This window comes from uncultured Aquimarina sp., assembly GCF_947492405.1.
Classification (GTDB): Bacteria; Bacteroidota; Bacteroidia; order Flavobacteriales; family Flavobacteriaceae; genus Aquimarina.
On record NZ_CANLMP010000003.1, the window covers coordinates 251,214 to 265,456 of the forward strand.

General features: G+C 37.4%; 4 protein-coding genes. All 4 read left to right on the top strand.

Annotated elements, in window-relative coordinates:
* Positions 1 to 99: 99 nt before the first annotated feature.
* The 4 genes from Q0829_RS12710 to Q0829_RS12725 all read left to right on the top strand — a co-directional run bounded on the left by Q0829_RS12710 (position 100) and on the right by Q0829_RS12725 (position 14,131).
* Positions 100 to 3,936 (top strand): glycosyl hydrolase, encoded by a 3,837-nt coding sequence (locus Q0829_RS12710; protein WP_298543354.1) that lies wholly within the window; start codon positions 100 to 102, stop codon positions 3,934 to 3,936.
* A gap of 46 nt (positions 3,937 to 3,982) precedes the next feature.
* The gene (locus tag Q0829_RS12715) at positions 3,983 to 6,352 is read left to right on the top strand and encodes a hypothetical protein (protein ID WP_298543361.1); all 2,370 of its coding nucleotides are present in this window, start codon (positions 3,983 to 3,985) and stop codon (positions 6,350 to 6,352) included.
* Between the two features lie 102 nt (positions 6,353 to 6,454).
* Positions 6,455 to 10,609: an immunoglobulin-like domain-containing protein gene (locus tag Q0829_RS12720; protein ID WP_298543369.1), complete on the top strand. Its 4,155-nt coding sequence runs from the start codon at positions 6,455 to 6,457 to the stop codon at positions 10,607 to 10,609.
* A 762-nt stretch (positions 10,610 to 11,371) separates the two neighbouring features.
* Positions 11,372 to 14,131 (top strand): VCBS repeat-containing protein, encoded by a 2,760-nt coding sequence (locus Q0829_RS12725; RefSeq protein ID WP_298543374.1) that lies wholly within the window; start codon positions 11,372 to 11,374, stop codon positions 14,129 to 14,131.
* The last annotated feature ends 112 nt before the right edge of the window (positions 14,132 to 14,243 follow it).

Below are 14,243 nucleotides of genomic sequence, written 5' to 3' on the forward strand. Positions count from 1 at the left end.
TTTCTCCCTATGGATATATAAAATAGTCTATAAATGTCTTTTTATTAGATAAGCAATACCCTTTTAAAGCGCTACTAAAAAGCCCCAAATAATAAACCTATGAGAAACGTTACTTTGTGGATAATGCTACTATGCAGTAGTCTAGCTATAGCTCAACTAAATTCTACTGCTCCATGGATGAAGGAACTTAGTTTAAAAAAGAGCAATAAAAAACCAACTTTTTCAGAAGTTCAACAAGCATTTGATATGTACTGGAAAACCCATGATAAGGATGCTAAAGGAAGTGGTTATAAACCGTTTAAAAGATGGGAGCAATTATGGGGAAAACAGGTAAAACCAGATGGAAGTCTTCCGACAGGAAAAGATGTATGGGAAGCCTGGGAAGCAAAAAAACGTTTTGGTAGCAATGCCAAAAGTGCAAAGATGGCAGACTTAAGTAATTGGCAACCTATAGGGCCTTACAATCACGTACAAGCTAATGCACAACCTTCTGGTCAAGGTCGCTTGAACGCTGTAACTATTGATCCTAACAACAGTAATGTCTGGTACGTAGGTTCTCCTAATGGTGGCCTTTGGAAATCAACAAATGGAGGTGGTAATTGGAGTCCAATGACCGATGAGTTGCCAAGAGTTGGCGTATCGGCTATTGCAGTAGATTATAACAATTCAAATATCATCTATATAGCTACGGGAGATGATGATGCTGATCAAACACCAACCATTGGAGTGATGAAATCAACAGATGGTGGTGTTACCTGGAATCCAACAGGACTAAATATAAATACCTTAGGAAGCATTACCCAACTAAGCGAATTGTTTATAGATCCTAATAACTCGAATAAATTAGTATGTGCTTCTAATAGTGGAGTTTTCATTTCTTCAGATGCAGGAGCTAGCTGGTCACAAACACTCACAGGAAACAACATTAAAGATTTACGGTTAAAACCAGGAGATGCAAGTATTATTTATGGAGTAACCACAACCGCTTTTTATCGTTCTACGGATGGAGGAGCCAGTTTTACACAGATAATTAGTGGAGTTCCTACAAATACCGGAAGAATGGTGATTGATGTAACTCCGGCGAACCCGAATTATGTCTATATCTTTAGTTCTGACGCTACTGATCAAAGAGTACACGGGATTTATCGTTCTACCAATAGCGGACAAAGTTTTACAACCAGAAACGAAGATAGCTATACCATCATTGGGAACTACCAGGTTTGGTATAATATGGCAATGGGCGTTTCAGATACTAATGCCAACGAAATCTATGTGGGAACATTAGATGTGTGGAAATCCACGAATGGAGGTCAAACATGGGATAAGTTGAACCGTTGGGATCGATTAACAGAAGCGTATACCCACGCAGATATTCATAGTATTCGGGTAGTGAACGGAAAAGTATTGGTAGCCTCAGATGGAGGGATTTATTCGAGTGATAACAATGGGACAAATTTTCAACCACACTATCAAGATCTACAAATAGGAGAATTCTTCAATGTAGCAGTAGCACAGGGTAATCCGGGAAATATTTCTGGTGGATTGCAGGATAATGGAGGTTTTGGAGTTGGTGTCAACGGAGAATACAGAGCCTATCACCCAGGAGACGGAGTAAATACATTAATCACACCTACCGATGATAATATGTATTACGGCCTTATACAAAACGGAGATATACTATATGTGTCTCATCGTGGAGACGGTCAGTTAGCACGAGTATATCGACCTTCCAATGCAGGAGCTGGTGTTTGGGTACCACCCTTATCCGCTGATGCTAATGGAGATGTATTTGCCGCCTGGAGTAATTTATTTAAACTAAACCGAACTAATTATTCGTGGGAATTAGTAGGTGATCTTGGTGGATATACCGATGTATTGGAAATTGCACCTTCAGACCCTAATCGAATCGTTTCCTCCAGTCACCAAAATATAAGAGTAAGTAAAGATGGAGGTCAGACCATTGATTTTAATATCAATGCTGTAGGAAACTCTATAGCTGGAATTGCAATCCATCCTACCAATCCGGATATTATGTGGATCACAACCGATGGAAATGGCGCTAACAAAGGAATTCATAAAACTATTGATGGAGGACTTACCTGGTCAAACATCACCTATAATTTCCCGGTAGCAACAGAATATCCTGAGGATATAGTACACCAATCAGAACATTCCTTGAATCCTATCTACGTGTCTACGGATTTAGGTATATATCGATTAGATGATAGTAGTAATACTTGGGAACCTTTTATGAAAGGGTTACCCAATACTAAGATTGAAGATTTAGAAATCAATATCGAAGACCAAACCTTAACAGCAGGAACTTATGGACGTGGAATATGGCGAACCTCGATTCCTATAGAACTGCTTCAGGAAGATGTTCGTTTGGCTAAAATCGTAAGTCCACAAAGTTCGGATAGTAACTGTGGAAGTATTAATCCTCAAATTAATGTTCGAAATAATGGAATCAATACCATAAACGCTATAGATATCACCTATACTATTGATGGAGGAACACCAGATGGAATGATCTGGACCGGAACGTTGATTTCTAATCAGGAAATAGCAATCAATCTTCCAGAGTTGAAACTTCTAGCCGGAACCTATCAATTAACAATCAATATCAATTCTGCTAACGATGAAAACGCTTTAAATAATCAACGTTCTGAAATATTTACCATTAATGATATAGGAGCATTAAATATTACAAACACCTTTGAATCCGTATCAGACAATTTAATCGTTCAGGGCGGTGTGTGGCAACGAGGAGTTCCAATAGGAAATCGATTAAATACCGCCAGTAGCGGTACACGAGTTTATGGTACCAATTTATCAGGAAATTATCCATCCGGTACAAATGCATTTTTAATAACCAATTGTTTTGATTTTACCACAATTCAAAATCCTGTACTGAAATTTCAAATGGCTTTTGACTTAGAAACTAATTGGGATTGGGCCAATGTAGAATATACTACTAATGGTGGACAAACTTGGAGTACTCTTGGTCGAAAAACCAGTCAACCCAATTGGTACAACAGTGATTTAGATGGAAGTAATTTTAATGGAGATTGTTATGGATGTCCAGGAGCCCAATGGACAGGAAGAGATACCACAATGAAACAATATGCATACGACTTTGCTGCCAATGCCGCTAATGGAGAAACAGATTTAACAGGAGCTGATCATATTTCGTTTAGAATTAGGTTGTATTCAGATAATGTAACCAACAGGGAAGGAATGATAATCGACGATCTCGTGATCGAAGGAGTCGATGTCACCACAAGAATACACCCAATTGCTTTCTTAGAAGGAGCAGGAATGAATCCGGTAAACGGGGAAGAAAATCTAATGAGAGATGATCTCAGAGTTGCAGGAATTGTACCGAATACTTCGCCTTATACTGATAGCTTAATTGTGCCATCATCTATGTTGAATATTACAGGACCTGATGCGATTGTAGATTGGGTATGGTTAGAGTTTAGAGAGGCAACCAATAGAGATAATGTAGTTGCAAGCCGTTCAGCATTACTGCAACGTGACGGAGATATTGTAGATGTAAACGGAAATCAGGATTTAAAACTCGATTTAGTTGCAGGAAACTACTTTTTGGCGATTAAACATAGAAATCATTTGGGCATTGTTTCGGCATCAACCTATTCGCTAACTGCGACTACCACAACCGTAAATTTAAGTATAGATACCGCATCCATTACAGGAGGAGCGAATGCAGTAGTATTACTTAATAATGGTCGTTATGCGATGATTGCCGGGGATTATAACGAAAATGGCCAGGTCCAAAATTCAGATGTCAATCTGATGATACAACTATTAGGAAATAGTGGTTATCACAAGGCCGATATGGATATGAATGGTCAAATACAAAATACTGATATCAATAATGTTATAAATAAAAACCTTGGAAAAGGAGAACAATAAATCAAATTGCAAAACGGATAGAAGTAAATAAAAAAGTTATTTAGAAATGAAAAAAAATACCCCTTTCATCATCTTATTATTGTTAAGTGCTTTAGGATTTTCACAATCTTTTAATTACCAGTCAGTTGTTAGAAATGCAACAGGAGATTTGGTAATAAACCAATCCATAGGAGTTCAGGTCCAGATTTTAGAAGGAGCCGCGCCGGACTTAGTTGTATATACAGAAACGCATACAGTAACATCTTCAGTTCAAGGTATAATCTCACTACCTATTGGAAGCGGAACGACTTCAGATACGTTTGATACTATTAACTGGAGCCAGCAAAATCAATGGATCGGCATTGCTGTTGATATTACAGGCGGAACCACCTATACTAGTATAGGAACTAATAAATTACAACAAGTGCCTTATGCACTCTATGCTGCTAATTCTGGAGATAAAGCATTTACTACAATAGCCAATGTGACCAGTAATAGTCCAGGCGATATTACTACTGATGATTTTGTGTTTGGGAGTACACAATTAGCAGATGATGCGACAACTTTTGATGATAATATAAGACTATTCTTTGATAAAAGTAAAGGAGCTTTTAGAGCTGGATATGCTCAAGATGATCAATGGGACGATGTCAACGTTGGCCCAAGGTCAATTGCCTTTGGAAATCAAAATGTGGCAAGTGGTTTTCAATCTTTTATTATGGGAGCTCATAATACGGTTTCTGGACCAACTTCTACTAGTTTTGGTGTAAATAACAACATCACGGGTGTCGGTACTTTTAGTACAGGTGAATCTTTAACAGCAGAAGCTAGAAGTCAAGTTACTATAGGGTATTTCAATACGGCTGAAGCTGGAAATCCATTTATAAAAGTTCCCACGGATCGTTTATTTGTAATAGGAAATGGACTTGATGAAATGAGCAGAAGCGATGCATTAGTAATGCTAAAAAACGGAAATACAACCTTAAATGGTTCATTAACCATTGATGGAGATAACCAAGGCGCAGGAACTTCTTATACCTTACCTGCGCAAGATGGAGCAGCTAATCAAATAATGAGTACCGATGGTTCTGGAAATGTGTCTTGGACAGCAGCGAGTGAAGCATTTTCTACAACTTCAAATGTTACAAGCAATGCAAACGGAACAATTGCAACAGATGATTTTGTGTTTGGTAGTACACAGTTGAATAACGATCCTATGACCACTGATGACAATGCTAAAATGTTTTTTGATAAAAGCAAAGCAGCTTTTCGTGTGGGTAGATTGAGAGATCTTGATCCAGATGATCCAGAGGATAATGAACATGGAGATCAATGGGATGATGTGAATGTTGGAGAAGAATCTATCGTATTGGGGAACTCGACCGCAGCTGGTTCTAATGCTATTGCCATTGGAAATCTTAATAATCTAAGCGTTACAGCTAGAGAATCTATCGCTATCGGAAGTGGGAATACAATTACACAAGGAAATGGTTATGCTTTTGGACAAGGTCATACAATAGATTATTCTGGTTCTACAGCGATTGGTTTATCAAACACCTCTTCTGGATTTGGGGCTACAGCGATCGGTTTTGTTACACATGCAGGGAGCTATTCAGAAATAGCCATAGGACTAAATAATACTGTTGTCAATGGCGCAAAGGATTTTTACCAAAGTACAGATCGTCTTTTTGTAATTGGTAATGGAATTTCTTCAATCCAAAGAAGAGATGCTCTAGTCATGTTAAAAAATGGAAATACCACCTTAAATGGTCAATTAACCATTGATGGAGACAATCAAGGAGCTGGAACTTCTTATACATTACCCGCTCAAGATGGTACAGCTAATCAAATTATGACTACAGATGGTTCAGGAAATGTGTCTTGGATAGCTAATAATGGATTACCGTCAGGAGGTACTAATGGACAATTACTTGGAGTTTCAGGTATAGGAATACAATGGTTAGACGCTGATGAAGTTATTTTAGATGATAGTCCTACGAATGAGATTGAATTACCATCTGGAGGTACGAGTGGACAAGTTTTACAAACAGATGGTGCTGGTAATTACAGCTGGACAAACAATACAGAAGCTCCCGGAGCTTTCACAGCTTTGACCCTGAATGCTGCCGAAGGCTGGGAATATTATAATGCTGCTTTTAGCGTAACCAATTTTCAGAATCCTCGATATCGAAAAGTAAGTAACATCGTCTATCTAGAAGGAATGTGTAGAAAGAACGCAGCCATTAACAATGCAGATACGGTGATGACCTTACCGGTTGGATTTCGTCCTACAAAAACACGCATCTTTTCTGTCGAGACGGAGAACGGATCTATTCGTGTTGATGTCAATGCTAACGGAACAGTGTTGGTCGCTACCGGATTTAATGTCAATCAAAATTGGATATCTCTGGATGGAATCACCTTTAGCGTAGATTAAAAAAATAGGGTAACCTAAAACTTAGTTGTACTAGATATAACACAGAATTATTTTTTACTGAATTATTATAAACTAAATAGAAACTTTTAAACCCCTTTCATTATGAAAAAACTATTATTTTCTTTAGCAACCATCCTAATTACCGTATACGGTTCGTATGCTCAATGCGGCCCAGGAGAAGATACCACAGCACCAGTATTTGGAAACGCAGGAGATGGAACCATGGCAAATCCATTTAAAAACTTACTATTATCTACAGTAGGCGGTGTGCCTAGTGGTACCTACTATTTTAATTTTAATGGTAGTACTTTTCAAGGAGCACTAGACAATGACACTGATGGCGGTGGTTGGTTAATGGTACTAAACTATGTACACTTAGCAGGAGACAACTCTGCACTTCAAGTGCGTAACACAGATTTACCATTATTAGGTTCTTCTACTGTTGGTGATAATGAAGCAGGAACTGCCAATTGGGGACATTTAGGAAATGACTTAGCAGCAGCCATTGATTTTGAAGAAATGCGGTTTTATGGTGAAACTACGGGTCATACCCGTATTATTAATTTTAAAACGTCTTATACTAATGCCTTAAACTACCTTAAAACGGGAGTTGGCAATTTTATTGGAATTAATAGTGTTGCTAATTTTACTGCGCTCTCAGGGCATACTGCGAATCTCCCTGGTCAAACTGCAAATTATTTTACAAATCAAGGAGATAATGCCTTAACAGAGTTCCCATTTTTCCGCAGTGCACAATTTCACTGGGGAATTCGTGGAGGAGGTGCAACAGGAAACCGCTGGGAAGTTGACGATAGTGCGATAAATACACAAAGCACGATTCATCGTGTTTGGGTTCGTGGTGATCTCTCACCATCAGCAACGCCAACACTAAGTGCCACTTTAGATAACACAGGAAATATAAGCATAAGTCCAACAGACTTTGGGTTCACTCTTACTGATAATTGTAGTACTGAAGCCAACATCAATTTAAGTCTAAGTCAAACAGATTTTAGCTGTGCAGATGTTGGTGATAATACCATACAATTTACGGCTACAGATGAGCAAAATAACAATGTAACCATAGATGTAACGGTAACCATTGTAGAATCTCCACCAGTAATAAATACAGCTCCTCCAGCACCTTTTCTTATTGTAGCATTGGATAGCAATGGAGAGCTAATATTAGACTTAGCAACATTAAATACAACAGTTACAGATGACTGTGGTATTATGAGTACGACCATTAGTCGAACAGATTTTAATTGTGATGATATAGGATTTAATTCGGTAACAATTACTACTACAGATGTGAATGGAAATGTAACAAATGCCAGTATGCCTTTTATTATTACAGATCCAGTACCACCAGTAATTCAATGTGTTGCTTCATTCTCGGTAGAATTAGATGGAACAGGAAGTGTAACACTGAATCCAAATAGTCTATTAGAGAGTTTTATAGATAACTGTAACGGATTAGGAAATGTTACTTTAGATAAATCTGTATTTACCTGTGCAGATATTGGAGATAATTTGGTTACACTTACGGTAAGTGATCAAGGAGGTAATGAAACTACCTGTACTACTACAGTTACGGTAACCATACCCTCATGTCCAGGAAATTTAACCTTGCAAGCAGAAACAGACGCCTGTGGTATTACCTATAACTATCCTTGCGCAAGTAATGTTACTTCTGGCCCTCCAAGTGGTACCTTTTTAGCAGTAGGGACAACCAATACATTTACCTATGACACCTTAGACAATATGGGTGCAACTGTACCTTGTAGTTATGATGTGACTGTGGTAGATACAGAAGGCCCTGCTTTTATCACTCGAGATCAGACCTTAGTTTTGGATGTTACAGGAACAGTGTCATTAACAGCTAATGATTTATTAGGTTCAAATCCCTTAGCTCCCGATTATACAGTAGACCAAACAGGAACTTTTAATAGAGAAGATATTTCAACTACAGGTACGGAAATCCTACTTGAAGATGATCAGGTTTCAACTGCATTACCTATTGGTTTTGAGTTTGCATTTTATGGAAACTTATATAATGATTTTTACATTTCATCTAATGGATTTATAACCTTTACAGCCAATAGCGATGATGGATGTTGTGATGGACAAGTACTTCCAGATACTACTGAACCAAACAACTTAATTGCTTTCGATTGGGAAGATTATGACCCTGAATCTGGAGGAAACATTCGTTATGAAACTATTGGTACGGCACCAAACCGTATTTTGATTATGGATTTTGATAATGTAGCACACATTGATGATGCTATGCAAGGAACCACAACCCAAGTAAAACTTTTTGAAACCACCAATACTATTGAAATCCATGCAACTAGCATTTCAGACTTAGGATATGATAAAACTCAAGGCCTTGAAAATATAAATGGTACAGCAGCGATTATTGTACCAGGTCGCAATGCGGCACAATGGAGTACTACTAATGATGTAGTTACTTTTATACCAATTGCAGGAATCATAGATGGATGTGGTGTAGATACGCTGGTAGCTTCACAAACAGATTTTGATTGTACAAATTTAGGAACAAACATTGTAACCCTAACTGCTACAGATCTTAATGGTAATGTTTCTATGCAAAATGCAATAGTAACTGTAACAACTACAGATACTACAGCCCCAGTTATCACCCTAACAGGAGATGATCCGCAAGAAATAGTTCAGGGAACTGCCTATTCAGAATTAGGAGCTACTGCAGACGATGGATCTATGGTAGTGATCAATGCTTCATTGGTGGATATAAATACTGTAGGAAGTTATAGTGTAACCTACAATGCTAAAGATTTGTCTTGTAATGACGCTATAGAAGTTGTTAGAACAATAAACGTTGTAGATACAACTGCACCAGTTATTAGTTTAACCGGAGTAAATCCACAAATCATAGAATTAGGTGCTGGTTATACAGAATTAGGAGCTACTACCGATGATGGATCTATGATTGTGATTGATGACTCATTAGTCGACACCAATACTGTAGGAAGTTATAGCGTTAGGTATAATGCTACAGATACCTCAGGAAACAATGCTATAGAAGTAATCAGAACTGTAAATGTAGTAGATACCACTGCCCCAGTAATTAGTTTGATAGGAGCAAATCCGCAAGAGATAGAGTTAGGTGCTGGTTATACAGAATTAGGTGCTACCACCGATGATGGATCTACAGTAGTGATTGATGATTCATTGGTGGATACAAATACGGTAGGGAGTTATAGCGTTAGGTATAATGCCGCTGATGCTTCAGGAAACAATACCGTAGAAGTTATTAGAACTGTAACCGTAGTAGACACAACTGCACCAGTGATTAGTTTAAACGGAGCAAATCCGCAAGTGATAGAATTAGGTACTGGTTATACCGAATTAGGAGCTACTACTGATGATGGATCTACAGTAGTGATTGATGATTCATTGGTGGACACCAATACGGTAGGAAGTTACAGTGCTAGGTATAATGCTTCTGATGTTTCAGGAAACAATGCCGTAGAAGTGATTAGGACTGTAAACGTAGTAGATACAACTGCACCAGTGATTAGCTTAACCGGATTAAATCCACAAGTGATAGAATTAGGTACTGGTTATACCGAATTAGGAGCTACTACCGATGACGGATCTACAGTAGTGATTGATGATTCATTAGTGGATACAAATACGGTAGGAATTTATAGCGTTAGGTATAATGCCACTGATGCCTCAGGAAACAATGCTATAGAAGTGATCAGAACTGTAAATGTAGTAGATACCACTGCCCCAGTAATTAGTTTGATAGGTGCAAATCCACAAGAGATAGAGTTAGGCGCTGGCTATACAGAATGGGGCGCTACTACTGATGACGGATCTATGGTTGTAATTGATGATTCATCGGTCGATACCAATACGGTAGGAAGTTATAGCGTTAGGTACAATGCCACTGATGCCTCAGGAAACAATGCTATAGAAGTGATCAGAACTGTAAACGTGATACCATTACTAACTATAGAAGACAATTTATTTTCTAAAGCTGTTATTGTATATCCTAATCCAACTAGTAGTATCCTTTATATTGAATCCTCAGAAAATCTTATGGATACCATCGAAGTGATGGACATGAGTGGACGTATTATTAAACGTATAGAGCAAGATGCTGTTAGCCGATATCAAATGAATACGTCTCATCTTGCTGGCGGTATTTACTTTGTAAAAATTACTTCTGGAAACAAAGAAGCAATTAAACGAATTACTAAGAATTAATGAGTAAGCTCTAATAACTAGTTTGGTTTTATTGGGTTTGTTGAAGGTGTTTTAAAAATCGAAACACCTTCAACAAATCCTTTTTTTAAATTTCGTGATTCCAGTAAAATTATGATGTTAACATAAGATACACCTATATTTTTACAAAATTTAAACTGTTTACATTCGGTCTTAAAAATTTAGAAGTAAGATACAATCGATATGATCGAAGCGATGGATTACAAGCTAATAGTATCAGTACTGGATTTAAGTTTGTATTGGATTAAATTCTAATTTAATAAATCAGTTATCAATCTATGCATATCTCGAGTTTTGAAAGTGTCGTTTATCGTAAATACCAAAGCTTCTAGAAATGACAAAACCATTGTGGAAAATTCTAGTTAAAGTAATTAAATTGTTGTTCAACAATGAATATTGGTCTAGATAATTTATAAATTTTTATCTAAGGTTGATTAATATGTAAGACGCTTATTATTAAATGCATATTAGTGAGAAAAAATAATTTTGTAGGGGTGTTTGTAGGGGTCGATTCTCTATATGTTAATTGCGTTAAGGTTTATTTTTGAACCACCTAAATCTAAAAACCTCAAACCCCATGAAAATTTATTTATTATCTACTTCTTTTCTTCTTCAAAGCACCCAAATAAATCCGTAAAAATTAAAGGATGTAAAAAAGTAAAAATAAAAATAGGGTAAATAGATACTTGGCTGTATTACCTATGAATAGATAAAAAAGAATCCCAAAATAATGCCCCTTTTACTATGAAAAAACTACTACTATGCCTATGCTTGTTAATTAGTTATTTAATCAACTCACAGACATTTACCGAACTAGCCACCGCGAACTTAACAGACGTAACTCAAAGTGCTGTAGCTTGGGGAGATTATGATAATGATGGCGATTTGGATATCCTCTTAACAGGACATACGGGAAGTGCTAGAGTGTCAAAAATATATACGAATACTGCAGGAACATTTAGTGAGCTAGCTGCGGCAAACTTAACAGACGTAAACAACAGTGCTGTAGCCTGGGGTGACTATGATAACGATGGTGATTTAGATATCTTACTAACAGGAGATACAGGAAGTGCTGTAGTTTCAAAAATATATACCAATACGGGAGGGACTTTTACAGAACTTGCCACAGCAAATTTAACGGATGTAGGCTACGGTGACGCAGCCTGGGGCGATTATGATAATGATGGTGATTTAGATATCTTACTAACAGGGTTTACAGGAAGTGCTACAGTTTCAAAAATATATACTAATACCGCAGGGACTTTCACAGAGCTTGTTACAGCAAACTTAACAGCTGTAACTAATAGTGCTGTTGCCTGGGGCGATTATGATAACGATGGTGATTTAGATATATTACTAGCTGGGAATGAAGTAAGTGGTGAAATTTCAAAAATATATACCAATGATGCAGGAACTTTCACAGAGCTTGCCACAGCAAATTTAGCGCAACTAGCTTCTGGGGATGCGGCTTGGGGGGATTATGACAATGATGGTGATTTAGATATATTGTTAACAGGTCTTGAAGGAGGGAGTACGCCACGTACCAAAATATATACGAATACAGCAGGGATTTTTACAGAACTCCCTACAACCAATTTGGCTAATGTTAGTGTTGGTGCTGCACTTTGGGGAGATTATGATAATGACGGCGATTTAGATATTCTGTTGTCTGGATATACAGGAAGTGCTAGAATAACAAAAATATATACCAATACTGCAGGCATTTTTACTGAATTTGCTACAGCGAATTTATCAGAAGCAGTCTTTGGTGATTCAGCTTGGGGTGATTATGATAATGATGGGGATTTAGATATCCTATTAACGGGAGAATTTCCTGTAAGCTCAAAAATATTTACCAACAATACGAGTACCCCCAATACATCTCCTGCTGCACCTACTACGCCAACAGCAGTAGTAAATAATGATGAGGTTGCCTTAAGTTGGACAGCCAGTACCGATGCAGAAACTCCTAGCAGTGGATTAAGTTATAATGTATATATAAAAGATGCTTCTACAAGCTCAGCATACGCAGTTAGTCCAATGGCACAAGAAAATAACGGTTGGCGTAAACTTCCTGCCTTGGGGAATGCACAACAAAACACTTCATATACGTGGAAACTACCGCAGCAATATCATGGTGCAAATACTAACTTTACTTTTAAAGTACAAGCTATTGATCATAGTTTTGCGGGTTCCGCATTTTCTACCGAGAGTACTTTTACTGTTGACTTAAGACCTTTTACTGAACTTAGTACTGCAAACTTAATGGATTTGCTTAATAGTTCAGCAGCCTGGGGAGATTATGACAATGACGGAGATTTGGATGTACTTTTAATAGGGCAGGATTCACCAGTAACACTTAATGCATACTCTAAAATATATACCAATAATAACGGGATTTTTACAGAGCTTACTTCGGCTAATTTACAAGGTTTGAATTACAGTAAGGGAGCCTGGGGCGATTATGATAATGATGGGGATTTGGATGTGTTAATAACGGGTTCTATAGGGGGGTTTTCAGGAGTTACAAAAATATATACCAACACTAATGGGGTTTTTACCGAAGATACTGGTACCAATTTACCAAACTTTGTTGGTGGTTCAGTAGTCTGGGGCGATTATGATAATGATGGCGATTTAGATGTTTTAATAACAAGAGCATCTAAATCAGAAATTTATACAAATGATAATGGAGTCTTTTCAGAACTTGCTACCGCAAATTTAATAGGAGTTAGTGATAGCTTTGCCACTTGGGGCGATTATGATAATGATGGTGATTTAGATATTCTTTTAACAGGGTATACTGGGAGTGCAGATATATCAAAAATATATACGAATACTAATGGAGTTTTTACAGAACTTACTTCTGCAAATTTAACAGGGGTATCTTATAGTCATGCAGCTTGGGGCGATTATGATGACGATGGCGATTTAGATATTTTATTGACGGGGTATACTGGAAGTACTACCGTTTCAAAAATATATAACAACAATGCAGGTACTTTTACAGAATTGGTTACTGCGAATTTACCAAGACTTCAATACAGCTCAGTTGCTTGGGGCGATTATGATAATGATGGCGATTTAGATGTATTACTCTTTGGATTAAATAGTGGTGCTTCTATTACTAAGATATATACCAATACTTCAGGTGTTTTTTCCGAATTAGTTTCTGCAAGTTTAACTGGTGGATTTAATGGTAATGCTACTTGGGGTGATTATGATAATGATGGCGATTTAGATATTTTAGTATCTGGACAAGAGTCTATTGGAGTAAACTTTTCGAAAATATACACCAATAATTCGTTTACGCCTAATACGCCGCCTACAGCACCTACGAATCCTACAGCTGTAGTAAGTGAAAATGAAGTAACCCTAAGCTGGACAGCCAGTACAGATGCAGAAACGCCTAGTAATGGATTAAGTTACAATGTATATATAAAAGATGCTTCGACAAGCTCAGCATACGTAATTAGTCCAATGGCACAAGAAAATGATGGTTAGCGTAAATTACCAGCTATAGGTAATACGGGACAAAACACTTCATATGTATGGAAATTACCTGAAGAATATCTTAATACGAACAAAGATTTTACGTTTAAAATTCAGGCTATTG

Excerpts from the sequence above, each read along its gene's own strand:
- Q0829_RS12710 (WP_298543354.1), top strand. The coding sequence starts at position 100 with ATGAGAAACGTTACTTTGTGGATAATGCTACTATGCAGTAGTCTAGCT.
- Q0829_RS12715 (WP_298543361.1), top strand. The coding sequence starts at position 3,983 with ATGAAAAAAAATACCCCTTTCATCATCTTATTATTGTTAAGTGCTTTA.
- Q0829_RS12720 (WP_298543369.1), top strand. The coding sequence starts at position 6,455 with ATGAAAAAACTATTATTTTCTTTAGCAACCATCCTAATTACCGTATAC.
- Q0829_RS12725 (WP_298543374.1), top strand. The coding sequence starts at position 11,372 with ATGAAAAAACTACTACTATGCCTATGCTTGTTAATTAGTTATTTAATC.